21 protein-coding genes are annotated in these 23,952 nt (G+C 68.1%); 9 read left to right on the top strand and 12 right to left on the bottom strand.

What is annotated here, in order from left to right:
• The first annotated feature begins 355 nt into the window (after positions 1-355).
• The gene (locus tag EX88_RS0105575) at positions 356-907 is read left to right on the top strand and encodes an REP-associated tyrosine transposase (RefSeq protein WP_235186203.1); all 552 of its coding nucleotides are present in this window, start codon (positions 356-358) and stop codon (positions 905-907) included.
• 210 nt (positions 908-1,117) lie between these two features.
• On the opposite strand, the gene EX88_RS0105570 is transcribed toward EX88_RS0105575, so the two are convergent.
• Entirely contained in the window at positions 1,118-1,462 is a 345-nt protein-coding gene (locus tag EX88_RS0105570) for a DMT family transporter (protein ID WP_036148141.1), read from the bottom strand.
• Complete coding sequence (locus tag EX88_RS0105565; protein ID WP_031371017.1) at positions 1,459-2,073, bottom strand: glutathione binding-like protein; 615 nt, start codon at positions 2,071-2,073, stop codon at positions 1,459-1,461. The genes EX88_RS0105570 and EX88_RS0105565 overlap by 4 nt, the downstream gene beginning before the upstream one ends.
• 83 nt (positions 2,074-2,156) lie before the next feature.
• On the opposite strand from EX88_RS0105565, the gene EX88_RS0105560 reads away from it, so the two are divergent.
• Positions 2,157-3,053: a LysR family transcriptional regulator gene (locus EX88_RS0105560; RefSeq protein WP_081930646.1), complete on the top strand. Its 897-nt coding sequence runs from the start codon at positions 2,157-2,159 to the stop codon at positions 3,051-3,053.
• A 454-nt stretch (positions 3,054-3,507) separates the two neighbouring features.
• Here EX88_RS0105560 and EX88_RS0105555 read toward each other — a convergent pair whose 3' ends face one another.
• From EX88_RS0105555 to EX88_RS0105540, 4 genes are all read right to left on the bottom strand, one after another.
• On the bottom strand, positions 3,508-5,820 hold the full coding sequence (locus EX88_RS0105555) for an NADP-dependent malic enzyme (protein ID WP_031371015.1): 2,313 nt from the start codon (positions 5,818-5,820) through the stop codon (positions 3,508-3,510).
• Between the two features lie 258 nt (positions 5,821-6,078).
• Positions 6,079-7,098 carry an ABC transporter substrate-binding protein gene (locus tag EX88_RS0105550; protein ID WP_235186202.1) on the bottom strand — a complete coding sequence of 340 codons (1,020 nt, stop codon included), beginning with the start codon at positions 7,096-7,098 and terminating at the stop codon, positions 6,079-6,081.
• Positions 7,099-7,535: 437 nt separating this feature from the next.
• Positions 7,536-8,963 carry a sensor histidine kinase gene (locus EX88_RS0105545; RefSeq protein ID WP_031371013.1) on the bottom strand — a complete coding sequence of 476 codons (1,428 nt, stop codon included), beginning with the start codon at positions 8,961-8,963 and terminating at the stop codon, positions 7,536-7,538.
• Positions 8,956-9,663 carry a response regulator transcription factor gene (locus EX88_RS0105540; protein WP_031371012.1) on the bottom strand — a complete coding sequence of 236 codons (708 nt, stop codon included), beginning with the start codon at positions 9,661-9,663 and terminating at the stop codon, positions 8,956-8,958. The genes EX88_RS0105545 and EX88_RS0105540 overlap by 8 nt, the downstream gene beginning before the upstream one ends.
• A gap of 212 nt (positions 9,664-9,875) precedes the next feature.
• On the opposite strand from EX88_RS0105540, the gene EX88_RS0105535 reads away from it, so the two are divergent.
• The 3 genes from EX88_RS0105535 (at position 9,876) to phbB (ending at position 13,451) form a co-directional block, all read left to right on the top strand.
• Positions 9,876-11,060 (top strand): OprO/OprP family phosphate-selective porin, encoded by a 1,185-nt coding sequence (locus EX88_RS0105535; RefSeq protein WP_036148140.1) that lies wholly within the window; start codon positions 9,876-9,878, stop codon positions 11,058-11,060.
• A gap of 100 nt (positions 11,061-11,160) precedes the next feature.
• The gene (locus tag EX88_RS0105530) at positions 11,161-12,489 is read left to right on the top strand and encodes a CitMHS family transporter (RefSeq protein WP_031371010.1); all 1,329 of its coding nucleotides are present in this window, start codon (positions 11,161-11,163) and stop codon (positions 12,487-12,489) included.
• A 221-nt stretch (positions 12,490-12,710) separates the two neighbouring features.
• Positions 12,711-13,451: an acetoacetyl-CoA reductase gene (gene phbB, locus EX88_RS0105525; RefSeq protein WP_031371009.1), complete on the top strand. Its 741-nt coding sequence runs from the start codon at positions 12,711-12,713 to the stop codon at positions 13,449-13,451.
• A gap of 157 nt (positions 13,452-13,608) precedes the next feature.
• On the opposite strand, the gene EX88_RS0105520 is transcribed toward phbB, so the two are convergent.
• Positions 13,609-14,883, bottom strand: coding sequence for a flavohemoglobin expression-modulating QEGLA motif protein (locus EX88_RS0105520; RefSeq protein WP_031371008.1), 1,275 nt, complete (start codon positions 14,881-14,883; stop codon positions 13,609-13,611).
• 261 nt (positions 14,884-15,144) lie between these two features.
• On the bottom strand, positions 15,145-16,293 hold the full coding sequence (rsgA, locus tag EX88_RS0105510) for a ribosome small subunit-dependent GTPase A (protein WP_081930644.1): 1,149 nt from the start codon (positions 16,291-16,293) through the stop codon (positions 15,145-15,147).
• A gap of 225 nt (positions 16,294-16,518) precedes the next feature.
• On the opposite strand from rsgA, the gene EX88_RS0105500 reads away from it, so the two are divergent.
• The 3 genes from EX88_RS0105500 to EX88_RS0105490 all read left to right on the top strand — a co-directional run bounded on the left by EX88_RS0105500 (position 16,519) and on the right by EX88_RS0105490 (position 19,245).
• Positions 16,519-17,778, top strand: coding sequence for a pyridoxal phosphate-dependent aminotransferase (locus EX88_RS0105500; RefSeq protein WP_031371005.1), 1,260 nt, complete (start codon positions 16,519-16,521; stop codon positions 17,776-17,778).
• 7 nt (positions 17,779-17,785) lie between these two features.
• Positions 17,786-18,406 carry an SGNH/GDSL hydrolase family protein gene (locus EX88_RS0105495; RefSeq protein WP_031371004.1) on the top strand — a complete coding sequence of 207 codons (621 nt, stop codon included), beginning with the start codon at positions 17,786-17,788 and terminating at the stop codon, positions 18,404-18,406.
• A gap of 164 nt (positions 18,407-18,570) precedes the next feature.
• Positions 18,571-19,245: a methyltransferase domain-containing protein gene (locus tag EX88_RS0105490; RefSeq protein WP_031371003.1), complete on the top strand. Its 675-nt coding sequence runs from the start codon at positions 18,571-18,573 to the stop codon at positions 19,243-19,245.
• Between the two features lie 141 nt (positions 19,246-19,386).
• On the opposite strand, the gene EX88_RS0105485 is transcribed toward EX88_RS0105490, so the two are convergent.
• Positions 19,387-20,172, bottom strand: a complete 786-nt coding sequence (locus EX88_RS0105485; RefSeq protein ID WP_031371002.1) for a polysaccharide deacetylase family protein — start codon at positions 20,170-20,172, stop codon at positions 19,387-19,389.
• A 130-nt stretch (positions 20,173-20,302) separates the two neighbouring features.
• On the opposite strand from EX88_RS0105485, the gene grxD reads away from it, so the two are divergent.
• On the top strand, positions 20,303-21,229 hold the full coding sequence (grxD, locus tag EX88_RS0105480; protein WP_031371001.1) for a Grx4 family monothiol glutaredoxin: 927 nt from the start codon (positions 20,303-20,305) through the stop codon (positions 21,227-21,229).
• A gap of 349 nt (positions 21,230-21,578) precedes the next feature.
• Here grxD and EX88_RS0105475 read toward each other — a convergent pair whose 3' ends face one another.
• The 3 genes from EX88_RS0105475 to EX88_RS0105465 form a co-directional block, all read right to left on the bottom strand.
• On the bottom strand, positions 21,579-22,136 hold the full coding sequence (locus EX88_RS0105475) for a DUF924 family protein (protein WP_031371000.1): 558 nt from the start codon (positions 22,134-22,136) through the stop codon (positions 21,579-21,581).
• A 120-nt stretch (positions 22,137-22,256) separates the two neighbouring features.
• The gene (locus tag EX88_RS0105470) at positions 22,257-22,826 is read right to left on the bottom strand and encodes a lysozyme inhibitor LprI family protein (protein ID WP_031370999.1); all 570 of its coding nucleotides are present in this window, start codon (positions 22,824-22,826) and stop codon (positions 22,257-22,259) included.
• Between the two features lie 307 nt (positions 22,827-23,133).
• Positions 23,134-23,910, bottom strand: coding sequence for an AMP nucleosidase (locus EX88_RS0105465; RefSeq protein ID WP_031370998.1), 777 nt, complete (start codon positions 23,908-23,910; stop codon positions 23,134-23,136).
• Positions 23,911-23,952: the final 42 nt, after the last annotated feature.

Below are 23,952 nucleotides of genomic sequence, written 5' to 3'. Positions count from 1 at the left end.
CGGGCCCGGCCGGTCTGCCGGCAATTGGCGGGTTTCGCCGGTTTATGCGGCGGCGCGGTCGCGGCTCGCGCCGCTCCTACCCTTTGCTGCGCCGCTTCTGGGTAGGAGCGGCGCAAGCCGCGACCGCAGGGTTGCCGGTAGCGGCGAAGGTTTGGGTGGCGTCCGTTCTATATCGGCCGGCCGGTGTGTCGGCTATTGGCGGGTTGCGCCGGCCTATACGGTGGCGCGGTCGCGGCTCGCGCCGCTCCTACCCCTTTTGCTACGCGGTCGGTGATACGGGGGCGGGACGAAACCCGACACGCGGCGTGTTCGTTTCCCGATGGGCCCGCTTGCGGCACGCGGCGAACCTGTCTGCATGCTCGATCAATCTCTCGCGAAAGCCCCCGGTCACGCCGCGCTGCGGCGGGGCCGGGTGTCGGAAGCGCATCACGTGTATCTGGTGACGTTCACGACGGCGCAGCGGCGTGCTTTGTTCGCCGACGCCGAGCTGGCGCGGTGCGCGATCGCAGCGTTATTGGATCGGCGTTCGTGGGAGCGGTCGGAGCTGTTGGCCTGGGTGTTGATGCCGGACCATTGGCATGGGCTGGTCGAGCTGGGGCCGCGGGATTCGTTGCCAGCCTTGGTCCGACAACTGAAGTGCTGTGCGTCGCGCCGGGTGCGGGCGGCGATGCATGGGTTGCCGGTGTTGGATGCGGTGTGGGCGCAGGCGTATCACGACCATGCACTACGGCGGGAGGAGTCGTTGATCGACGCGGCGCGGTATGTAGTGATGAATCCGGTGCGGGCCGGGTTGGTGCGTGATGTGCGGGAGTACCCGCATTGGGGCGCAGTTTGGGCCGGAGGATCGGTGGACGGTGCCGGTGCAGGCGCCGAATCTCGGGATCTCTGGCTGGAAGGCGGCCTCTGAGGTTCGTTTGATTTACCGGAGCCTGGTTGCGGTGGCTGGGGCGCGGACGCGGGTTTTCTGATCGGGTCGCGGCGGTTATGGGTTCGCGGTCGCGGCTTGCGCCGCTCCTACCCTTTGCTTACGTCGCTTTTGGGTAGGAGCGGCGCGAGCCGCGACCGCCATGCTTCGCCTGCTGCGCAAACTTCAGCATCGACAGATCATCCAGGCGCCTTACCCCGGCGCACTACGCAACACCACGATGCCAGCGACGATCAGGGCGACGCCGCCCAGGCGCAACGGGGTGATGGATTCGCCGAACAGGATGGAGCCGATCAGCACGGTGCCGGCGGCGCCGATGCCGGTCCATACGGCATAAGCGCTGCCGACGGGCAAGGCGGTCAGGGCGCGGCCGAGCAGCCAGACGAAGGCGATCAGGGCCACGATCGAGACTGCGGTCCAGCCGGGCTTGGTGTAGCCCTGCGACAGCTTCATCGTCAGCGCCCAGGCCACGTCGATCAGGCCGGCGGCGATCAGCATGGTCCAGGCCATGGAGGGTTTGATGGCTTCTGCGATCATGGCGCTTTCTCGCGACGCAGGGCTTCGGCGACGCTGTCGCGGGCGCGCACGCGCTCGAGGTAGGCGGCCAAGGCGGGGTACGGGTCGAGCGCGATCTTCAGCGGGCGGGTCCAGTCGGCGATGGTGAACAAGTAGGCATCGGCGACGCTGAAACGTTCGCCGAGCAGGTAGTCGCGGTCGGCGAGGTGGCGCTCGACCACGGCCAGGCGCTTGGCCAGGCGTTCGCGTGCGACGTTGGCGGCTTGTTCGCCGTATTCGGGGTGGAACAGCCAGGGGCTGAAGGTCTTGTGCAGTTCCGAGCTGATGAAGTTCAACCAGCGGTGCAGTTCGTCGCGCTCGGGCGTGCCCGCCGCGGGGGCGAGGCCGGCTTCGGGTTTCAGATCGGCCAGGTGCAGCAGCATCGCCACGCCTTCGGTCAGCACACGGCCGTCGTCGAGTTCGAGCAGCGGCACGTAGCCGAGCGGGTTGAGTTCGCGGAAGTCGCGGCCTTCGGCGACGACCAGGGGTTCGGCGCCGAGGCGCACGCGGCGCAGTTCGGCGTCGAGGCCGAGTTCGCGGATGACGATGTGCGGGGCGAACGAGCAGGTGCTGGGGGTGTAGTAGAGCTTCATGGCGTACTCCAGTCGGGAAGCCGATACTTTCCGCGCACCCCGACGCCGCGCCAACACGGCGAACCGACAAGGATTGCTTGCACATGCGACACGAACGATTGAGCCTGGACGACCTGGAACTGGTGCGCGCGATCGGCGCGCACGGCAGCCTGACCGGCGCGGCCAAGGCCTTGGCGCTGGACCATTCGAGTGCGTTCCGGCGCCTGGCCGCAGTCGAGGCGCGGGTCGGCGCGGCGCTGTTCCGGCGCAGCCGCCGCGGCTATACGCCGACCGATGCCGGCGAGTTGACCATCGCCAGCGCGCAACGCGTGCTCGCCGAAACCGAGCGCTTGCAGCGCGAACTCGCCGGGCGCGATGCACGCACCGAGGGGCGCATACGTATCACTCTGCCGGACACCCTGGCACCGGTGGCGGCGCGCATGTGCGCGGCGTTTCGGGCCGAGCAGCCGGGGCTGCGTTGCGACCTGGTCGTGGCCAATGCGTTCTTGACCCTGCAGCAGCAGGATGCCGATGTGGCGCTGCGGGCGAGCGTGTTGCCGCCGGAAGGTTTGTCCTCGCGCAAGGTCGCGGCGATTTCGATCGCGGCCTATGCGGCGGCCGGGCGCGGCGGCGGGCGTGGCAAGACGACGCTCGACGAAGCGGCGTTGACGCAGGGCCATTGGGTCGCGCTCGATGAGAGCCTGGCGCATCTGTCGTCGGCGCAGTGGTTGAGCGACCGGGTGCCGGCCGAGCGCATCGCGATGCGGGTCAATACCTTGCCGGCGGCGTTGGCGGCCTGCGAGGCCGGGTTGGGGCGGGCGCTGTTGCCGTGTTATCTGGCCGATGCGTCGCCGGCGGTGCGGCGGATTTCGGCGCCGTTGCCGCAGGTGCGGGCGGATTTGTGGTTCGCGACGCATCCGGATTTGCGGCGCTCGGCGAAGGTGAAGTTGTTGCGGGAGTTTGCGTTGAAGTGGTTGCCGGGCGAGGTTGAGTTGGGCTGAGGCGGTTGATCGGCGCTCGGCCCTCACCCCTCTCCCGTCAACGGGAGAGGGGCTTTGCTGCGTCGTGATCGGGGGTGGGTGCGGGCGCAGGTGTTGTCGTGGGGCTACGCGGGCATTGAATGTTGCGCCGCTGGCGTTCGGGTTCGCGGTCGCGGCTTGCGCCGCTCCTACCCTTTGCTGGCGCGGCTTTGGGGTAGGAACGGCGCAAGCCGCGACCGCGTAAATCAATTGCCGATGCAAACGGAGCGCTGAAGCAAATCCCCCCTGCCCCCTTTTCCAAAGGGGGGAGCGGCATGAGGATGCGTGGGGAATTTGTTGCGCGGCAGGCGCGGCGTTGCGCCCCCTGTAGGAGCGACGTGAGTCGCGACCGCGACCTCGCAACGACAACGCAAACCGCGATGCCGCGACGCCGGCTGCATCATCGATGCAGCCGACGGTTACCGCGAAACGCGGCTCAGGTGCCGCCGACTTCGCCGAGGCCCTTGCGCTCGGATTCGAGCGAGGCGCGGATCTGGGCGTCGACGGCGGCGATCGCGGTCATGTTGACGACGCGGCGCGGGGTCGAGGCCGGGGTCAGGATGTGCGCCGGCTTGTCCAGGCCCATCAGGATCGGGCCGATGGCCACGCCGTCGGTCATCACCCGCACCATGTTGTAGGTGATGTTGGCGGCGTCCAGGTTCGGCAGCACGAACAGGTTGGCGCGGCCGTGCAGGGTCGCGTTCGGGAAAATGCGCTTGCGCAGTGCGTCGTCCCAGGCGGTGTCGGCCTGCATTTCGCCGTCCATCTCGAGCTTGGGCTGACGCTGTTTGATGATCTGGCGGACCTTGCGCATCTTCGCCGCCGACGGGTTGTCGTGGCTGCCGTAGTTGGAGTGCGACAGCAACGCGACCTTCGGTTCGATGCCGAACAATTTGAGGCGGTAGGTCGCCTGCAGGGTCGCTTCGGCGATCTGCTCGGCGGTCGGGTCGACCTGGACGTGGGTGTCGAGGAAGAACCAGGCGCCCTGGTCGTTGATCACGCCGGTCATCGCCGAGGTGCCCGACACGCCCGGGTCGAAGTCGAAGATGCTGCGCATGTAGCCGAGCTTCTTGTGGAAGCGGCCGACCAACCCAGAGATCATTGCGTCAGCCTCTCCACGCTCGACCATGAGGGCAGCGATCAAGGTGGGGCGCGAACGCAGCAGGTTCTTCGCCGCCGCCGGGCTGACGCCGCGGCGTTCGGTCAGGGCGTGGTACTGCTGCCAGTAGTCGTTGAAGCGCGGGTCGTCGTTGATGTTGGTCAACTCGAAGTCCACGCCTTCGCGCATGCGCAGGCCGAGGCGCTGGATGCGGGTCTCGATGACGTCGGGGCGGCCGATCAGGATCGGATGGGCCAGCTCTTCGTCGATCACCGTCTGCACCGCGCGCAGCACGGTCTCTTCCTCGCCTTCGGCGTAGACCACGCGCTTGCGGTCGGCGCGGGCGCGGTCGTAGACCGGCTTCATCAGCAGGCCGGTGCGGTAGATGTATTGGCTGAGCCGTTCCTCGTACTCGTCCATATCGGCGATCGGACGCGCGGCGACGCCGGAGTCCATCGCCGCCTTGGCCACGGCCGGGGCCAGCATGACCAGCAGGCGCGGGTCGAACGGGCGCGGGATCAGGTATTCGGCGCCGAAGGTCGGCACGTCGCCGCCGTAGGCGCTGCCGAGGTCGGACGATTCCATGCGCGCCAATTGGGCGATCGCGCGCACGCAGGCCAGCTTCATTTCTTCGTTGATGACGGTCGCGCCGACGTCGAGCGCGCCGCGGAAGATGTACGGGAAGCACAGCGCGTTGTTGACCTGGTTCGGGTAATCCGAACGGCCGGTCGCGATGATGCAGTCCGGACGCACGGCCTTGGCGTCTTCGGGCAGGATTTCCGGATACGGATTGGCCAGCGCCAGGATGATCGGCTTGGCGGCCATGGTCGCGACCATCTCGGCCTTGAGCACGCCGCCGGCCGACAGGCCGAGGAACACGTCGGCGCCGGCGACGATGTCGGCCAGGGTGCGCTTGTCGGTGTCGCGGGCGTAGCGGGCCTTGTCCGGGTCGAGATTGGGACGGCCGGTGTAGAGCACGCCGTCGCGGTCGACTGCGAGGATGTTCTCCGGCTTCATGCCCAGGGCGACCAGCATGTCGAGGCAGGCGATGCCGGCCGCGCCGGCGCCGCTGGTGGCAAGCTTGACGTCTTCGATCTTCTTGCCGACCACTTCCAGCGCGTTGAACACCGCGGCGCCGACGATGATCGCGGTGCCGTGCTGGTCGTCGTGGAACACCGGGATCTTCATGCGCTCGCGCAGCTTGCGCTCGACGATGAAGCACTCCGGGGCCTTGATGTCTTCGAGGTTGATGCCGCCGAAGGTCGGTTCCAGCGAGGCGATGATGTCGACCAGCTTGTCGGGGTCGCGCTCGTCGATTTCGATGTCGAACACGTCGATGCCGGCGAACTTCTGGAACAACACGCCCTTGCCTTCCATGACCGGCTTGCCGGCCAGCGGACCGATGTCGCCCAGGCCGAGCACGGCGGTGCCGTTGCTGATGACCGCGACCAGGTTGCCGCGGGCGGTGAGCTCGCTGGCGGCGTTGGGGTCTTCGACGATGGCCTCGCAGGCGTAGGCCACGCCCGGCGAATAGGCCAGGGCGAGGTCGCGCTGGGTCACCATCGGCTTGGTCGCGGTGACCTTGATCTTGCCCGGCGGGCTGAGGCGGTGGTAGTCGAGCGCAGCGGTTTTCAGATCGTTGTCGGACATCAGGGAATGGCTGCCGTGGCAAGGGCGCGAGGAAAGGTGGACTTGCAGTCTAAAGGATCGCCGACGCGGATTCGCGCGACCGCGGTGGCGAAAGCCTTAGTACTTTGGAGTTGTACCCGCAGCGCCGCGCGGGCGCTTTGCCGAACCCGGCGCGGGCCGGCCGCGGCGATCGGCCGCGACACCGAACCGACGCCGGCGTATGGGCGGGCCGGTGCGGGATGGGCCGGCTTGAGAACGGCCGGCTTAAGGCGAACCCGATCACGGCGCATCGGCGGCCGCCTTGCGCTCGGGCTGGACCGTGCTGCGCCAGGCCTCGAGGAACTGGCGGCGCTTCAGCGCGTCCAGGTACACCAGCAGGCCCGGCCCCAGCGGGATCGGGCGCAGGGCACGCACCCGTGCGCCGTCGCGCGCATGCGGCGAGAGCGGCGCACCGTTGGCGGCGCGGATCGGCTGCAGGCCGACCTGCTGGGCCAGCATGGCCTGGCCGCGCGGCGACAACAGGTAATCGAGGAAGCGCCCGGCCTCGGCCGCGTTCGGCGCGGTGCGCGGAATCAGCGCGGTGCGCAGCAGGACCAGGGTGTAGTCCTCGGGCAGGACGATGCCGAGCGGCGCGCCGGCGTCGATGCGGGCCTGGGCGTAGGAGCCGAGCACGTTGTAGGCCAGGGCGAGTTCGCCGCGGGTCACGCGGTCGAGCAAGGCGCCGGTGCGTTCTTCCAGGCGCACGCGGTTGTCGCCGAGCGCGGCCTGCAAGGCGCCGGCCATGCTGCCGAGCTGGTGATCCTGGGTCGCGAGCAGATAGCCGACGCTGCTGCGGGCGACGTCGTAGGTGCCGACCCGGCCGGCCAGCGGCGCGGCCGGGTCGCGCAGCAGCGCGAGCAGTTGCCGGCGCGTATGCGGCACGCGCGCCGCCGGCAGCAGGCGCTTGTTGTAGACGATGACGATGGGTTCGTAGCTGATGCCGAAGGCTTCGTGACGCCAGTGCGACCACGCCGGCAGGCCGACCGTGGCCGGCGAACGGTGGGCGAGCGCGTGGCCGTCGTTGGCCAGCTTGGTCTGCAGGTCCATGCCGCTGCTGATCAGCAGGTCAGCGACACGGCCGCGGCCGGCGGCGAGGTGGCGGGTGTAGATGTCCTGGGCGACGAGGTCGGAATACTCGACCTCGGTGCCCGGATGCAGGCGTTGGTAGTCGGCGATGACCGCGGCGAAGTTCTCGATGTCGGTCGAGCCGTGGATGCGCAGTTGCGCGTTGCGCGTCTGCGGCGCCTTGAACAGGCGCACGTCACCGGGCGCGGCGTGGGCTGGAGCGAGGAACGAGTTGAGAAGAGTGAGGAATGAGTAAAGGCAAAAGCAAAGCGCGGCGCTATAGCGCGAGGCATGGCGCTTCTTCTCATTTCTCACTTTTCTGAACTCATTTCTCATCTGCCCGTACTCGTTTTTCAAACCGCGCTCCTCGGCAGGAGCGAGGAACGAGTTGAGAAGAGTGAGGAACGAGTAAAGGCAAAGGCAAAACGCCGCGCCATAGCGCGAATCTGGGCGCACCTTCTCGTTTCTCACTTTTCCGAACTCGTTTTTCAAACCATGCTCCTCGGCAGGAGCGAAGAACGAGTAGAGAAGAGTGAGAAATGAGTAAAGGCAAAAGCAGCGCACAGCGCCGAAACGCTTCTTCTCGTTTCTCACTTTTCTGCACTCACTCCTCACTTTTCCGTACACGTTTTTCAAACCATGCTCCTCGGCAGTCGCAACGTCACCACTAACCCGCCGCCGACGCGGTTGGACAGATCGATGCGGCCGCCGTGGCTGTCGACGATGCGCTTGACGATCGCCAGGCCCAGCCCGGCGCCGCCGGCGGCGGCATTGTGGCCGCGGGCGAAGCGCTCGAACACGGTCTGCGCGTCGGCCGGGGCGATGCCGGGGCCGTGGTCGGCCACGGTCAACACTGCGGTCGAGGCGCCCTCGCCTTCGGCCACGGTCAGGGCGATCTGCAGCGGCCCGCCTTCGCTGCCGGGCCGCGGCTGGCCGTGCTTGAGCGCGTTGTCGATCAGGTTCTTGATCGCTTCGCGCAGCAGCAAGGCATCGCCGCGCACCAGCACCGGGCCCTGGGTCGCGGCCAGGCGCACGTCGGGGCGCGGGCCCGATTGCGGGATCGATTCGTACAGCGCTTGATGCAGCAACTCGGCCAGATCGACGGTCTCGAACTGCTGCAGGTGCGAGCGGTGGATTGCGCTGGCGTCGCTGAGCAACTGGTTGAGCAACCGGCTCATGTGGCTGGCGTTGCGTTCGATGGTGACCAGGCTGCGGCGCTGCTCGGCCGGGTCGTCCTCGTCGAGGGCGAGCTGGGCCTGGGCGCGCAAGGCCGCCAGCGGCGTGCGCATCTGGTGCGCGGCGTCGGCCATGAACGCGCGCAGGGTCTCGTTGCTCGCCGACAGCCGCGCCATGAAGCGGTTCAAGGCGCCGACCAGTTGGTCGAGTTCCAGCGGCACCTCGCCGGCGACCGGCTTGAGGTCGGAGGGTTCGCGCAGCGACAGATCGCGTTCGAGCTTCTGCAAAGGCCGCAGCGCGCGATGCACGCCGATCCCCACCAGGGCCAGGGCCGCGAACGACAGCACCACGATGGCGACCAGGGCGCGCAGCACCACATCGTCGGCCAGCGCCTCGCGGGCGATGCGGGTCTGGCCGACCTGGACGATCGCCTGCCCTTGCGTGGCCGGTCCGGCGACCCAGCGCGAGACCGCGACGAAGCGGGTGGGTTCGCCGCGATACAGCGCATCGAACAAACGCGGCTGACCGTCGCGCGGCGGCGACGGCGGCACCGGCAGGTCGTCGTAGCCGGTGATGGTCGCGCCTTCGCGGCTGGCGACGCGGTAGAACACCCGGTCTTCGGGCGCCATCGCCAACAGGTCGAGCGCGGCGTACGGCAGATCGACCTGCCACTGGCCGTCGACCAGGGCCACGCTGTCGGCGATCGACAAGGCCGACGCAATCAGCAGGTGATCGTAGGAACGGTCGGCGGCGGCGCGGCCGTAGCTGCGCGCGGCGACGAACAGCAGCACCGCGCCGATCAACGACAAGACGCCGAGATAAACCAACAAGGTGCGGCGGATCGAACCGTGCCGCGCCGGCGAAGTGCGCGCGGGCTCAAGCATCGAGCGGCTCCGCGCCGGCCTGCCCGGCGGCCGGCGCGGCCGCTTCGAGCATGTAGCCGACACCGCGCACGGTGAGGATGCGCAAGGGCGCGGCGGCGAGACGTTTGCGCAGGCGGCCGACGTACAGCTCGATCGCGTTCGGCCCGGCCTCGTCGTCGAAACCGAACAGGCCGTTGCCGATCTCGTCCTTGCTGACCACCTGGCCGAGCTTGCCGATCAGGATTTCGAGCAGGCGGAACTCGCGGTTCGGCACTTCGATCGGCTCGCCGTCGAGGGTGACCCGATGCGCGGCGCTGTCGAAGGCCAAGCTGCCGACCTGGATCACACCGGCGGCGCGGCCTTGATTGCGCCGCAGCAGCACCCGGCAGCGGGCTTCGAATTCGCGGAAATCGAAGGGCTTGCCGAGGTAGTCGTCGGCGCCGACGTCGAGTGCCTTGACCCGGTCCTCGATACCGTCGCGCGCAGTCAGCATCAACACCGGCGTGGTGTCGCCGCGTTCGCGCAAGCCGGCCAGCAGGCTGAGGCCGTTGAGCCGCGGCAGGCCGATGTCGAGCACGATCAGGTCGAAGGCCTGGTAGCGAAGCACACTGGCCGCGGCGATGCCGTCGGACTGCCAGTCCACCGCGTGGCCGTCGCGACGCATCCGCCTGACGATGGCGTCGGCCAGGTCCGCGTTGTCCTCGACTAACAGAATGCGCATCGAACGGGGGCCCTTGCAGTTGCCGAAGTCGGGTCCCGCCGGGCCGATCTCGGCGGGACAGCTCCAATGGCAGGTCCAGTGACAGGTCAATGACAGCTTCGCCCGCCTAGCCTGCGCTCGAGGGGTTGCGGCTGGCCGTCCTGGCCGAAGCAACTATAAGCGCACGAATACGCGCCTGTCGTCGAAAAACGGCAGAAAAATAGGGAAACGAGATGCCTACGATGGTGCTTTTCCGTCACGCCGCCGCGTGCGCCGCGCTGTGCCTGTTCGCCGCCCCATGCCTGGCCGAAGACGGCCCGGTCACCGCCGAACTCGGCGGCCGCCTGCATTGGGACTTCGCCGATTTCGACAACGATGCGCGCGGCCTGCGCAACCGCGACGACACCGAGGTGCGTCGGCTCTGGCTCGACGTGTCCGGCAAGTTCTACGGCTGGGGCTACAAGATCGAAGGCGACTTCGCCGGCCTGCAGGACGACTTTTCCAAGGACAGCATCGAAGCCAAGGACGTCTACGTCACCCGCGACTTCAAGGCCGGCAAGCTGACCCTGGGCCAGTTCAAGCAGCACTTCACCCTCGACGACCGCATCAGCTCGAACTACGGCGTGTTCATGGAGCGCAGCATGTTCGCCAGCTCGGTCGCGCCGCTGTACCGGCTCGGCGCCGCATGGATCACCGCGCGCGAGGACTACACCGTTGCCGGCAGCGTCTACAGCCTGGAAAACATCGACGTGTGGCAGGTCAAGGGCCAAGCGGTCGGCGCGCGCGGCACCTGGACGCCGCTGCACGCCGACGAACGCACCCTGCACCTGGGCCTGTCGCTGGCGCGCGAGGCCTACGACCATCCCGGCCGCGACGGCGCCAATGCACTGCGCATCGCCCCGCGCCCGGCCGGGCATCTGTCCGACAACAGCCGCGCGACCTTGATCAACTTCAATCGCGGGCTCGACACCGATGTCGACAAGTACTCGCTCGAGTTCGGCCTCGCCCACGGGCCGTTATATCTGCAGTCCGAACTCGGCGGCGCCAACTTCGACGACGGCAGCCAGCGCGGCCAAATCCGTTCGGCCTATGGCCTGGTCGGCTGGTTCCTGACCGGCGAATCGATGCCCTACGACAGCAAGACCGGCCGCTTCGCCCGGGTCAAGCCGGCGCGCAGCAGCGGCGCGTGGCAGGTCGCGCTGCGCTACGACACGATCCGCGGCAAGCAGCACCTCGCCGGCCGCGGCAACTTCAGCGACGTGTCGATGGAACAGGCGAGCGTCGGGGTCAACTGGCACCTGCGCTCGAACCTGCGCTTCATGCTCGACTGGATCGAAAGCCGCAACCGCGACCGTCTGGCCGATCGCACGCTCGACCGCACCCGCGCGTTGACCGGGCGGTTTCAGTACGACTTCTAAAGCAGGAGTGAGAAGCGAGGAGTGAGTAAAAACACTCCGCTTTCGCCCTCTCTCACTCCTCACTTCTCCCATCTCACTGCTCGCCCCAACGGAGTCCCTCATGTTGACCGCACTCGGCTTCGGCATGGTCCTGACTTTCATGTACCTGATCATGAGCAAGCGGATGTCGCCGCTGGTGGCTCTGATCGTGATCCCGATCCTGTTCGCCCTCGTCGGCGGCTTCAGGAACGACATCGGCGAGATGATGATCGAGGGCATCAAGAAGATCGCGCCGACCGGCGTGATGCTGATGTTCGCGATCCTCTACTTCGGGGTGATGATCGACGCCGGCCTGTTCGACCCGGTGGTCAAGCGCATCCTCAAGCTGGTCAAGGGCGACCCGGTCAAGATCGTGGTCGGCACCGCGGTGCTGGCGATGCTGATCTCGCTCGACGGCGACGGCTCGACCACCTACATGATCACCGTGTCGGCGATGCTGCCGTTGTTCCAGCGCCTGCGCATGAACGCGCTCAACCTGACCTGCGTGACCATCCTCGCCGGCGGGGTGATGAACCTGACCCCGTGGGGCGGCCCGACCGCACGTGCGGCGACCGCCTTGCACGTCGACCCGAGCGACGTGTTCGTGCCGCTGGTGCCGGCGATGGCGGTGGCCCTGGTCGGTATCCTGCTGCTGGCCTGGTACCTCGGCCTGCGCGAGCGCAAGCGCCTCGGCATCGTCACCTTGGACGGCCATGCCGCCGACTGGAACCCCGACCTCGACACCGCCAGCGACAACCTGCCGACCCTGGCCGACAGCGAAGACACCAAGCGCCCGAAGCTGCTGTGGATCAACGCCGCGCTGACGCTCGCGCTGATGACCGCGTTGGTGCTCGGCGTGCTGCCGTTGCCGGTGTTGTTCATGATCGGCTTCGCCCTGGCGCTGGTGATCAACTACCCCGACCTCGCCGAACAACGCCGCCGCATCGGCAACCATGCCGGCAACGTACTCGCGGTAGTGTCGCTGATCTTCGCCGCCGGCATCTTCACCGGCATCCTGTCCAACACCGGCATGGTCGAGGCGATGTCGCGCAGCTTCCTGGCGGTGATTCCCGACGCCTGGGGCCCGTATTTGGCAGTGATCACGGCGATCGCAAGCATGCCGTTCACCTTCTTCATGTCCAACGACGCCTTCTACTTCGGCGTGCTGCCGATCCTGTCGGAAGCCGCCGGCCATTACGGCATCACGCCGGTCGAGATGGCCCGCGCCTCGCTCGCCGGCCAACCGGTGCATCTGCTGAGCCCGCTGGTGCCGTCGACCTATCTGCTGGTCGGCATGGCCAACGTCGATTTCGCCGACCACCAACGCTTCACCCTGAAATGGGCGGTGCTGATTTCGCTGGTGCTGATGTTCGCATCGCTGGCACTGGCCTTGTATCCGCTGGCGTCTTGATCTGGCTTTTATAGGAGTGGCGTGAGCCGCGACCACCGCAGTCACGTATGCGAGCGGAGCGGCCGAAGCCTGGAGCAAGCATCTGTTTGATCGGTTGCGCCGTTTGTCCTGGCTTCGAACAGAACGCTTTCGACCACCACTTCGGTTGCTCGCGGCTTGCGCCGCTCCTACAGAAAGTCATAGCCCCATTTCGTCGTTCGTCCATCACTAGGAACCGCGCCATGACACTCCGCATCGCCTACGTCACCAGCGGCATGGGCAGCCTCGGCACCGCGATCTGCCAGAAGCTCGCCCTCGGCGGCCACACCGTGGTCGCCGGCTGCGGCCCCAATTCGCCGCGCAAGGCCGCCTGGCTGCGCGAACAACGCGAACTGGGTTTCGACTTCATCGCCTCGGAAGGCAATGCCGCCGACTGGGACTCGACCCTGGCCGCGTTCGCCAAGGTCAAGGCCGAGGTCGGCGAGATCGACGTGTTGGTCAACAACGCCGGCGGCACCCGCGACGTGCTGTTCCGGCAGATGACGCGCGAGGACTGGAACGCGGTGATGGCCGGCAATCTGCATAGCCTGTTCAACATCACCAAGCAGGTCATCGACGGCATGTCGGCGCGCGGTTGGGGCCGGATCATCAACATCGCCTCGGTCAGCGCGCAGAAGGGCCAGATCGGCCAGGTCAACTACGCCACCGCCAAATCGGCGATGCACGGTTTCACCCGCGCCCTGGCCCAAGAGTTCGCCGCGCGCGGCGTCACCGTCAACACGGTGTCGCCGGGCTATGTGGCCAGCGCCGCGATCAGTGCGTTTCCGCCGGACGTGCTCGACCGGCTCGCCGCATCGGTGCCGGTGCGGCGCCTGGGCAAGCCGGACGAAGTCGCCAGCCTGTGCGCGTGGTTGGCCTCCGACGATGCGGCCTTCGTGACGGGTGCGGATTACGCGGTCAACGGCGGGCTGCACATGGCTTGAAGCCAGGAGTGAGTGGGGAGGAGTGAGGAGTGAACGAAAGCAGAGCCTTGCCCTTTGCCGTACCGATAGCCGCTTGGCCGGGTGACGGGGAGAGTGGAGTGAGACTAAGGTTTCTGCCCTTACTCACTCCTCACTCCTCTCCACTCACTCCTCGTCTTCAACCGATTTCGCTGAAATCGCCTTCGGCCATCTGGTCCAGGCGGATGCGGTTGGCGAACAGCGAGAACGCCAGCATCCCGGCCAAGCCGTTCGCGCGGGTGATCCACGGCGGCATCCAGCGCGGCGGCGCCAGCACGCCGCTGTCGAACAAGGGCTCGAAGCGCTGCACGTCGCCGAGGGTCATCTTGCCGGCGAACAACCAGCGGCACAGGTGCAGCTTCTGTTGGCGCAAGGCCCAGCGGAAGAAGGTGTGCACGCCAACCAGGCCGCGCAGATAGACCGCATCCTTGGTGAAGGCGGAGCCGCCGTTCGTCGGCACGCCGCGGAACACGCGCTGAGCCGAGGCAAAGCTGTCGGCCGGCGATTGGCCGGCGTCGATGAAGTAACGGAACACCTGGATGAAGTCGGCGCCATCGAGCGCCATCGCCACCGCGTCGATGCGCAGGCTCAGGCGCTTCATGCGGCCGATGTCGATGCTGCCGGTGATCTGTTCGGCGAAGGTCGCCAAGCCCTCTTGCGTTGCGGTGGTGCGCGGCGACGATAGTGCCAGGCTCGGCAGCACCGGTTGTTCGCGGCCGTTGAGCGCGGTCAGCGAGTGCACGAAGGCTTCGTGCTGCAGCAGCTGATGGCGGTCGTAGTCGCTGAAGGCCGCGCCGCTGCGCAGGCGGATGCGGGTCGCGCCGGCCGCGGCCTTGGCGATCAGGTCCGGGTCGAGCACGACTTCGATCACGCGGGCGTCGAAGTAGTCGTCGAGGTCGCGCTGCAGTTGCAGGCTCAGGGCGGTCGCGGAGATCTCGACCGTTTCGGCCGGCGACATCAGCTCGCGGTCGAGCTCGTTGGCGATCGAGATGAAATGGTTGGCGGCCTCGCGTGTGCTCGGCCCCTGCCCGGGCAGCGCCGCATCGGGCTTGCCGAACAACTGCACCGAGTAGGCAGTGACCGCGGTCGAGCCCAGCGATTCCAGCAACTGCGCGGCGATGCCCCAGGAATGCGCCGATTCGATCAGGTATTCGCCGAGCGGATGATCCGGGTCGGCTTCGGCGGCGACGGCTTCGAGTTCGCGGCGCGCTTCGCTGAAGTCGTACTTCGGGTACTCGATGACCGGCAGCAGCGCGACGCCGCGCGCATAGTCGTCGAGGAACTGCACTTCCAGGCCGGACGGCCAACTCGCCATGGTCAGCAGCTTGATCCCGCGCGCGACCCGCACCATGCGCGCATCGAGCGCGGCGTGGTGCTGGATTTCGCTGTGCAGGCTGGGGCTGAGCAGACTCATGCGGCGAGGCCTTGGGGGTGTTCCGCGGTGGAGAGCAGAGGCGAGAGCAGGAGCAAATCCCCCCTGCCCCCCTTTTGCAAAGGGGGGAACGGCAGGGGCTTGTGGATGATGGCGTCGCGATCGCCAGCCACGAAAGTCCTCGGCAAACTACTGACCCCACCAGACACCTCCCCCCTTTGCAAAAGGGGGGCAGGGGGGATTTGCTGTTCGGCCTGCGCAAACATCCCGTCTGCGCTCGGCCCTGCGACTGAACCCGAGCGCTCAGCGGCGCCCATGCTTGACGTCCGGCCGCTTGTTGGGCGCCTTGCCGACCGCTTTCACATCGGCTTTCTGCGCGCGCCGGTTAGCCAGCTTATTGGCCGCACCGGCGACTTCGTCGCGCAGTTTCAGGTAGCTGGCGAAACGCTGCGGAGCGAGCCGGCCGCCCTCGATCGCTGCGCGCACCGCGCAGCCGGGCTCGCGGTCGTGCGTGCAATCGCGGAACTTGCACTGCTCGGCCAGGGCTTCGACATCGCTGAAGTTTTCGGCGACGTCTTCCTCGCCGGTCGGCTTGAGTTCGCGCATGCCCGGGGTGTCGATCAGGCAGGCGCCCGACGGCAACGGGATCAGGGCGCGATGGGTGGTGGTGTGGCGGCCGCGCGCATCGCTTTCGCGCACCGCGCCGGTCTTCATGCGCTCGATGCCGAGCAGGCTGTTGGTCAGGGTCGACTTGCCGGCGCCGGAGGAGCCCACCAGCACCACGGTGCGGCCCGGCTGCAGCCACGGCGCCATCGCCGCGACGCTGCCGTCGCGGTCGCGCGCGTTGACCGCGCGGATCGCCACGCCCTCGGCCAGTTCGGCCAAGGCGCCGATCGCGTCGGCGACCGCGTTCTCGTCGGCGGCGATGGCTTCGTCGGCCTTGGTCAGCACCACGACCGGCTCGGCGCCGCCGCGCACCAGCAGCAGATAGCGCTCGATCCGGCGCGGATTGAAGTCCCCGTCCAGACCGCACACGATGAATACCGTGTCGATGTTCGCCGCGATCAGCTGCTGCTTGTAATGCTCGCCGGCGGCGCCGCGCTTGATCGCGCTATACCGCGGCAGCAGCGCGACGACCTTGCCGCCGCTGCCGTCGCCGTCGATCAGCAGCCAATCGCCGACCCCGGGACGCTGTTCGGGCGCGACCGAGCCTTTCTTGTAATTGGCCGGGCGTTGCCATTCGGGCAGGGACTCGACCCGATAGCCGCTGTCGGGCCCTTCGGACACGACGTAGCCGCTGCGGTGCTGCTCGGTCACCCGCGCCGGGCGGGCCTGGGGGTGGTCGAGCAGCGCCTGGCGCCAGACGGGGTCGGCGGGCAACGGCTCGTCGGCCGTGATCGGCCAGCCGATCGCCTGCAAGGCAGCGAGTTCAGGAGTCAAAGGCGCGGGCAACGAGGGTCATGGCGCGATTCTACATAGGCCGGACGCGGGTTTCGGCCTCGGCGCAGGCCTCCGGACCGGCGGCGAACGCGGCGGCGGCCGGGATCGGGGCCGCCGGCCCGGCCATTCCGTGCGCGCCGGCGCAGATCGCGGGCGCCTGGAATCGCCGCCCCCGGCTGATTCGCCGGACCGATTCAGCTAGTCTGGGGGTCTCTCCTTCTACCCAGCCCTGCCCCGATGTCATTGCCGCCCCTGAAAACCCGCGAACGCCTGTCCGAAGTCCGTTACGAAATCCGCGGTGAACTGGCCCGGCGAGCCCGTGAGTTGGAGGCCCAGGGGCGCAAGCAGATCAAGCTCAACATCGGCAACCCCGGCGCCTTCGGCTTCCGCGCGCCCGAACACCTGCAGCGCGCGATCGCCGACCACATCGCCAACACCGACCCCTATACCCATCAGCAGGGCTTGCCGGCCGCGCGCGAAGCCATCGCCGCGTTCCACAAGCGCCGCGGCACGCCCAACGCCTCGCCCGAGCGGGTGTTCGTCGGCAACGGCGTCAGCGAGCTGATCGACCTGTCGCTGCGCGCCCTGCTCAATCCCGGCGACGAAGTGCTGCTGCCCTCGCCCGATTACCCGCTGTGGTCGGCCGCGACCATCCTCAACGACGGCCGCCCGGTGTATTACCGCTGCCAGCCCGAGAACGGCTTCCTGCCCGACCCGGACGAGATCGAACAACTCATCTCCAGCCGCACCCGCGCGATCGTGCTGATCAACCCGAACAACCCGACCGGCGCGGCCTATCCGCGCGAGCTGATCGAACGTATCGTCGCGATCGCCGCGCGCCACAAGCTGCTGCTGATGTGCGACGAGATCTACGACTCGATCCTCTACGACGGCGCCCAGTTCACCCCGGTCGCGCCGATCGCCGGCGACCTGCCCTGCCTGAGCTTCGGCGGCCTGTCCAAGGTGCACCGCGCCTGCGGCTGGCGCGTGGGTTGGGCGGTGCTGTCGGGCGACCCGGTCGCCAGCGGCGACTTCCACCACGCCATGGACCTGCTCGGCGCGCTGCGCCTGTGCGCCAACGTGCCGGGCCAGTTCGCCATCGAAGCCGCGCTCAACGGCGAAGACACCATCACCCCGCTGTGCGAGCCGGGCGGACGCCTGTACGAAGCGCGCCGCGCGGTGATCGAGTCGGTCGAAGCCAGCCAGCATCTGGAACTGGTCGCCCCGGCCGGCGCCCTGTACGCGTTCCCGGCCGTGGTCGGCGCCGCCGCGCAGGGCTTCGACGACCACAGGTTCGCGCTGGAACTGCTCGAAACCGAAGACGTGCTGGTGGTGCCGGGCTCGAGCTTCAACGTGCCCTATCGCAACCACTTCCGCGTCACCCTGCTGCCGCAGCCGGCCGAGGTGCGCGAGGTGTTCCAGCGCATCGAACGCGTGCTCGACCGTTACGCCGAACGCGGCGTCCAGGTCGAGGCCCAACGCGCCGCGGTGGCATGAAGCAAGCATGACGCTGTCCTATCTCGCGCTCGGCGACAGCTACACCATCGGCGAAGCCGTGCCCGAGGCCGGGCGCTGGCCGCTGCAGATGGCGAACGCCCTGCGCGAGCGCGGCATCGGCCTGGCCGACCCGCGCATCATCGCGACCACCGGCTGGACCACCGACGAGCTCGCGCTCGCGCTGGACCTGGCCGAACCGTTGGGGCAGTGGGATTTCGTCAGTCTGTTGATCGGCGTCAACAACCAATACCGCGGCCGCAGCGCGCCGCAGTACGCCGGCGAGTTCCGCGAATTGCTCGAACGCGCGATCCGCTACGCCCACGGCCGCGCCGACCGCGTGCTGGTGTTGTCGATCCCCGACTGGGGCGCGACCCCGTTCGGCGCCAGCGACCAGCGCGGCCCGGCGACGATCGGTGCCGAACTCGATGTCTTCAACCAGGCCGCGCGCGAGATCTGCACGCGGCACGGCGTCGCCTTCGTCGACATCACCCCGGTCTCGCGCGCACGCGGCAGCGAAGCGGCGATGGTCGCCGAGGACGGCCTGCATCCGTCGGCGGCGATGTATACGCAGTGGGCTGAGCTGGCCGTGCCGGTGGCGCAGCGGCTGCTGGCCTCGCGCGCGGACTGAACCCGGCACAGCGGCGGCGGCGCGCATCGCCTCGCCGCCCACGATGTGCTTTGCGACGCCGCGCGGCGACCGCCGAGCACCGGCGCCCCTGGAATGCCAAACTGCCGGCGGCGGCACGGCCGCGCACGGAGTCCGGACCAGCAATGAACGAAGCGGTACAAGCCATGGCCCACGGACAGGCGGACCGCATCGCGCGCGCCTATCTACCCGAGCATCCGCTCGGCAATCGCTGGGACTATTACTACAGCCGCGCCAAGCTCGGCAGCGATCCGCTCTATCCGGGCGTCAGCGCGGCCTTGCGCGGCACCCGCGCGCCGCTGCTGGACTTGGGCTGCGGCCTCGGTCTGCTCGCCCACACCTTGCTCGCCGACGGCATCCGCCTACCCTACCGCGGCGTCGACAGCGATGCGGCCAAGATCCGCCGTGCCACCCGCGCCGCGGCGCGGGTCGGCCTGGATCAGGCCGTGTTCGAAACCGTCGACCTCGCTCACGAAGTGCCCGAGCATCGCGGCAGCGTGGTGATGCTCGACGTGTTGCAGTTCATTCCCTACCCGGCGCAGGCACGGGCGATCGACGCCATGATCGCGATGCTGACCCCGGGCGCTCGCCTGGTGATCCGCACCGGCCTCGACGACGGCACCCACCGGGCGCGCATCACCCTCGCGGTCGACCTGTTCTCGCGCGCACTGGGCTGGATGAATGCCATGCCGCGTTATTACCCCAACGGCGAAGCCTTGCGCGCACGTTTGCGCGAGGCCGGGCTCGAAGTCGAGTTCACGCCGCTGTTCGGACGCACGCCATTCAACAACTGGCGGATCGTGGCGGCGCGTGCAGAGTGAGGCTTGCGCGGTAGTGCGATAGATCGCGGTCGCGGCTTGCGCCGCTCCTACCCTTGGAACGCGGCTTTGGAGTAGGAGCGACGCGAGTCGCGACCGCGAACCAGCCGATCTGAGCGCGGGCCGATCGGCCCACGCCGCGCCTCATTCGACCGACGGCACCACGCAGCGGTAATCCAGCTCGCGCAAACGCCGCAACAACACCGCCATGGTCTCGACATTGCGCCGGTGACCCGCGCCTTCGTGCATCAACACGATCGCGCCCGGCGCCAAGTCTTTTTCGATCCGCGCCACCACCGTGGCCGGGTCGGCCGCGACCGCGTCGAAACCGCGCGCGCTCCACGCCACCCGGATCAAACCGTGCGCGCTCAACGGTTGCGCGGTGAACGGATTGGCCATGCCCACCACGGCCCGAAACCAGCGCAGGCGCAGGCCGGGGATCAAGGCCTGCAAGCGCGCCTGGGCGCCGCCGATCTCGGCGGCCATCGCCGCCGGCCCCAACATCCAGAACCGCGCCGAAGGATGGCTGGCGCTGTGGTTGCCCAGGTCGTGGCCGCGGCGGACGATCTCGCGCAGCAAGTCGGCGCGTCGTTCGGCGCGCTGCGCGACCACGAAGAAGGTGGCCTTGGCCTGGTGCTCATCGAGCAGGTCGAGCAGGGCCAGGGTGTCGTCGGAGGGGCCGTCGTCGATGGTCAGCCAGACCACGCGTTCGCGGGTCGGCAGCCGCGACAGCACCGGGCTGAACAGACGCGAGCGCGGCCACAGGGTGCCCCAGACCATCGCCCCGTGGCTCAGCAGCAGGGCCGGCAGGCCGACGGTCCATCCGTAGCGCGCCCACAAAGCGACCATCAGCAGCTGCGAGCCGAGGAACAGCCACAACCAGACGCCCGGGCGGCGCGGAGGACGGTGGGTGACGAGGATGCCGTTCATACGCAGCGGGCGGTTCCGACGGTCGGGAGGGGCTCCGCGGCAGCCCGAGACGCCGGCGGATGCCGCATCCTACCTTGCGACGTAGACTGCCCGCCCCCACCTTGCCCCTATTCCCGCCCGGCTGACCTCCATGTCCCTCGACCCTGCCCTGCGTTCGCGCATCGAAACCCTGCTCCAGTCCAACCGCGTCGTTCTGTTCATGAAGGGCGGCCCCACCGCGCCGCAGTGCGGCTTCTCGGCCAAGGCCTCCGGCGCGCTCAACGCGCTGCTGCCGCAGGGTTATGCCCATGTCGACGTGCTGGCCGACCCGGAGATCCGCGAGGGCATCAAGCAATACGGCGAGTGGCCGACGATCCCGCAGCTGTATGTCGACGCGCAACTGGTCGGCGGCAGCGACATCATCGAGCAGATGGCCGGCAGCGGCGAACTGCACGGGCTGCTCGGCCTGCCCACACCGGACCGCAGCCCGCCGAAGCTCACGATCACCCCGGCCGCGGCGCAGATGCTGCGCGACGCGGTGGCCAATGCCGGCGACAACTACGCGGTGCAGCTCGAAGTCGACGCGCGCCATAACGTGCGTTTGCAGTTGGCGCCGGTCGATGCCAACGCCATTGCGGTCGAAGCCGAAGGCGTGCGCGTGCAGACCGACTGGATCAACGCCCGCCGCGCCGACGGCGTGAGCATCGACTGGGCCGACGACGAACGCGGCCGCGGCCTGGTCATCACCAACCCCAACGCGCCGCCGGCGGTGAAGCCGATCGCGCCCGAGCAGGCGCTCGCGCGCGCCGGCGAAGGCTCGCTGCGCGTGGTCGACGTGCGCCCCGCCGACGAACGCGCGATCGCCCGCATCGGCATCGCCTTCGACACCTTCGACGGCGGCACCGATGCCCTCGAAGGCCTGCCCAAGGACACCCCGCTGGCGTTCCTGTGCCACCACGGCGGCCGCAGCGCCCAGGCCGCCGAGCACTTCCGCCAGCTCGGTTTCCGCGAGGTCTACAACATCGAAGGCGGCATCGACGCCTGGGCCGACCTGGACGCTTCGATTCCGAAGTATTGATCGAGCGACAGTTCTGATCGATCGGCAAGCCCGAATCGAACGGCCGCGGCGCCCTGCGTCGCGGCCGTTCTGTTTTGTGGGGCGGGCTGCCGCGTCGCCGCCCCTGTAGGAGCGGCGCAAGCCGCGACCGCGGGCTGACGGATCGCCGCGCAGGCTCGGGGGGGTGCGCGGTCGCGACTCACGTCGCTCCTACCCCAAAGCGCGGCGTCGCTGTCGCTGCCCCTGTAGGAGCGGCGTGAGCCGCGACCGCGGGCTCGCGGATCGCGGCGCAGCATGGGGTGATGGCGTGGTCGCGACTCACGTCGCTCCTACATTGATTCATCGCGGTCGCGGGGTGCACGCCCCCGGCTCAGCCCCTGAACCCACCGCCATCGAGATAGGCCTGTTCCTCGACCGTGCTCCCGCGGCCGAGCGCGGCATTGCGGTGCGGGAAGCGGCCGAAGCGTTCGATGATTTCGAGATGGGCCACGGCCCACTGCGCGGCGTCGCTGCCGTCCTGGTTCGGCGGCAGGCCGCGGTGCAATTCGACCGAGCGGCGTTGATCGTCGAGTTGCTCGGAATGCTCGAACGGCAAATAGAAGAACGCGCGCAGCGCCGGCTCGATGCTGCGGTCGTGGCCGAGTTCGAGCGCGCGCCGGGCGTAGTGCCGCGCGAGCGGGTCGGTCGCATAGGAATGCGCGCTGCCGCGGAAGACGTTGCGCGGAATCTGGTCGAGCAGGATCAAGAGGGCCAGCGCGGATTCGGCGTCGCGCTCGACCCAATCGTCGTGCTCGCGCCGCGCAGCGGCGTGGTGCGCATCGAGGAAGCCGCTGCGGCACTGGTGGTCGAAGCTCTCGTTACGGTCGAACCAGCGGCTGGGGCCAGCGTTTCGCCAGAAGTCGACGACGTCTTTCGCGGTCACGGGCATGCGGGTTCTCGCTGAGGATCAGGTGGCGAACCCTAGCAAACCAGATGCGAAGCTGTCGCGCTGACCCTGCGACGGCGATCAGGCGGCATCGACATGAATCGCCGAACATCGCCGGCCGCATCAAGCGGCCTGATCCTCGCCCAACTGCGTTTCCAGCTCGTTGATCCATGCGACCGTAATGCTTTCCATCGTCACCGCGTGGATCAGCGGACGGATCGGCCCGGCCGAGTACGACTGCGAGACGAAACGCGCATGGCATTCGCGAAAAGTCAGCCAGGCCTCGTGCGCCCGCTCGAACGCCGCCAGGCCGTCGCCGTCGAGCTGCTTGCGCAGGTGCGCGACCAAGCCCTGCAACCGCACTTCTTCGCGGCTGAGCTCGGCGATCGCCTGCTGGCTCATGTCGGCCTCGCTGACCCGCGCGTCCTCGTTGTCGCGCGCGACCGCGGCGGCCTTGCTGAAATAGCTGTCGGCGATGCGCGCGGCGGTTTCGGCCTTGCCGACCAACCGGCTTTCGAAACGGCGCAGTTCCTCGACGCTGGTGTGAGCGCCGTCGAGCTCTTGCTTGAGCGCCAGCAGTTGCTTGCCGCGCTCGATCGCGTCGACCGTGCCGCGACGTTCGGCGAAACGTTGGATGAAGTAGAACGCCCAGGTAAGCAAGGCGCCGATGACGGTGAAGATGAGCTGTTCCATGACCTGTCCTCCGGCCGTGGAATACAGTGTCGGCGCGCGAGGTCTCAGGCCGTGCGATGTCGTGTGCTTGGCGTCGCAGAACCCCTATAAAAACAGGGTTATCCGCTCGCTCATCGATAAACGGTTCAGGGCCGCACGACGGATCTGCGATGGCGGGCACGGCGCGCGCAGAGCTGTCGCGGCCCTCACCCCAACCCCTCTCCCGCAAGCGGGAGAGGGACTTCGTACGCTGGCGCTTGCAGATGAATGATTACTGTCACGACACCGCGAAGCGCTCAAAGACTGAAAGGCCGGCGTGCCGTAGCGATCACTCGTCGAAGCGCAAATGCCGCACCGACTTGCCGTGGCGGCGGATCAGCTTCAGCGCTTCGATGCCGACGCTGATGTGGGTGTCGACGAAGTTCGCGCTGACCTTGGCGTCGGAGGCTTCGGTCTTGACGCCTTCGGGGATCATCGGCTGGTCCGACACCAGCAGCAGCGCGCCGCAGGGGATGCGGTTGGCGAAGCCGGCGGCGAACACGGTCGCGGTTTCCATGTCGATGGCCATGCAGCGCATCTGGCGCAGGCGTTCCTTGAAGGCTTCGTCGTGTTCCCAGACGCGGCGGTTGGTGGTGTACACCGAGCCGGTCCAGTAGTCGTGGCCGAGGTCGCGGATGGTGGTCGAAACCGCGCGCTGCAGGGCGAAGGCCGGCAGCGCCGGCACTTCCGGCAGCAGGTAATCGTTGGAGGTGCCTTCGCCGCGGATCGCGGCGATCGGCAGCACCAGGTCGCCGAGCTGGTTCTTGCGCTTGAGGCCGCCGCACTTGCCGAGGAACAACACCGCCTTGGGCATGATCGCCGACAGCAGGTCCATCATGGTCGCGGCGTTGGGACTGCCCATGCCGAAGTTGATCATGGTGATGCCGTCGAAGGTCGCGCTCGGCATCGGCCGGTCCAGGCCGACCACTTCGGCGCCGGTGAGACGCGCGAAGGTATGCAGGTAGCCGCTGAAATTGGTCAGCAGGACGTGCTCGCCGAACTGGTCCAGGGGCACGCCGGTGTAGCGCGGCAGCCAGTTTTCGACGATCTGTTCTTTCTCTTTCATGGTCTGTGCCTGTTCTTGTTGTTGTCCGGCCATTGTCGCACC

Origin of the sequence: Lysobacter antibioticus (assembly GCF_000731095.1) — a bacterium.
GTDB classification, from domain to species: Bacteria; Pseudomonadota; Gammaproteobacteria; order Xanthomonadales; family Xanthomonadaceae; genus Lysobacter; species Lysobacter antibioticus_B.
Note: the sequence above shows the minus strand (reverse complement) of the source record. Positions and strands in the feature narration are given on the sequence as shown.

Excerpts from the sequence above, each read along its gene's own strand:
- EX88_RS0105575 (WP_235186203.1), top strand. The coding sequence starts at position 356 with ATGCTCGATCAATCTCTCGCGAAAGCCCCCGGTCACGCCGCGCTGCGG.
- EX88_RS0105570 (WP_036148141.1), bottom strand. The coding sequence starts at position 1,462 with ATGATCGCAGAAGCCATCAAACCCTCCATGGCCTGGACCATGCTGATC.
- EX88_RS0105565 (WP_031371017.1), bottom strand. The coding sequence starts at position 2,073 with ATGAAGCTCTACTACACCCCCAGCACCTGCTCGTTCGCCCCGCACATC.
- EX88_RS0105560 (WP_081930646.1), top strand. The coding sequence starts at position 2,157 with ATGCGACACGAACGATTGAGCCTGGACGACCTGGAACTGGTGCGCGCG.
- EX88_RS0105555 (WP_031371015.1), bottom strand. The coding sequence starts at position 5,820 with ATGTCCGACAACGATCTGAAAACCGCTGCGCTCGACTACCACCGCCTC.
- EX88_RS0105545 (WP_031371013.1), bottom strand. The coding sequence starts at position 8,963 with ATGCTTGAGCCCGCGCGCACTTCGCCGGCGCGGCACGGTTCGATCCGC.
- EX88_RS0105540 (WP_031371012.1), bottom strand. The coding sequence starts at position 9,663 with ATGCGCATTCTGTTAGTCGAGGACAACGCGGACCTGGCCGACGCCATC.
- EX88_RS0105535 (WP_036148140.1), top strand. The coding sequence starts at position 9,876 with ATGCCTACGATGGTGCTTTTCCGTCACGCCGCCGCGTGCGCCGCGCTG.
- EX88_RS0105530 (WP_031371010.1), top strand. The coding sequence starts at position 11,161 with ATGTTGACCGCACTCGGCTTCGGCATGGTCCTGACTTTCATGTACCTG.
- phbB (WP_031371009.1), top strand. The coding sequence starts at position 12,711 with ATGACACTCCGCATCGCCTACGTCACCAGCGGCATGGGCAGCCTCGGC.
- EX88_RS0105520 (WP_031371008.1), bottom strand. The coding sequence starts at position 14,883 with ATGAGTCTGCTCAGCCCCAGCCTGCACAGCGAAATCCAGCACCACGCC.
- EX88_RS0105500 (WP_031371005.1), top strand. The coding sequence starts at position 16,519 with ATGTCATTGCCGCCCCTGAAAACCCGCGAACGCCTGTCCGAAGTCCGT.
- EX88_RS0105495 (WP_031371004.1), top strand. The coding sequence starts at position 17,786 with ATGACGCTGTCCTATCTCGCGCTCGGCGACAGCTACACCATCGGCGAA.
- EX88_RS0105490 (WP_031371003.1), top strand. The coding sequence starts at position 18,571 with ATGGCCCACGGACAGGCGGACCGCATCGCGCGCGCCTATCTACCCGAG.
- EX88_RS0105485 (WP_031371002.1), bottom strand. The coding sequence starts at position 20,172 with ATGAACGGCATCCTCGTCACCCACCGTCCTCCGCGCCGCCCGGGCGTC.
- grxD (WP_031371001.1), top strand. The coding sequence starts at position 20,303 with ATGTCCCTCGACCCTGCCCTGCGTTCGCGCATCGAAACCCTGCTCCAG.
- EX88_RS0105475 (WP_031371000.1), bottom strand. The coding sequence starts at position 22,136 with ATGCCCGTGACCGCGAAAGACGTCGTCGACTTCTGGCGAAACGCTGGC.
- EX88_RS0105470 (WP_031370999.1), bottom strand. The coding sequence starts at position 22,826 with ATGGAACAGCTCATCTTCACCGTCATCGGCGCCTTGCTTACCTGGGCG.
- EX88_RS0105465 (WP_031370998.1), bottom strand. The coding sequence starts at position 23,910 with ATGAAAGAGAAAGAACAGATCGTCGAAAACTGGCTGCCGCGCTACACC.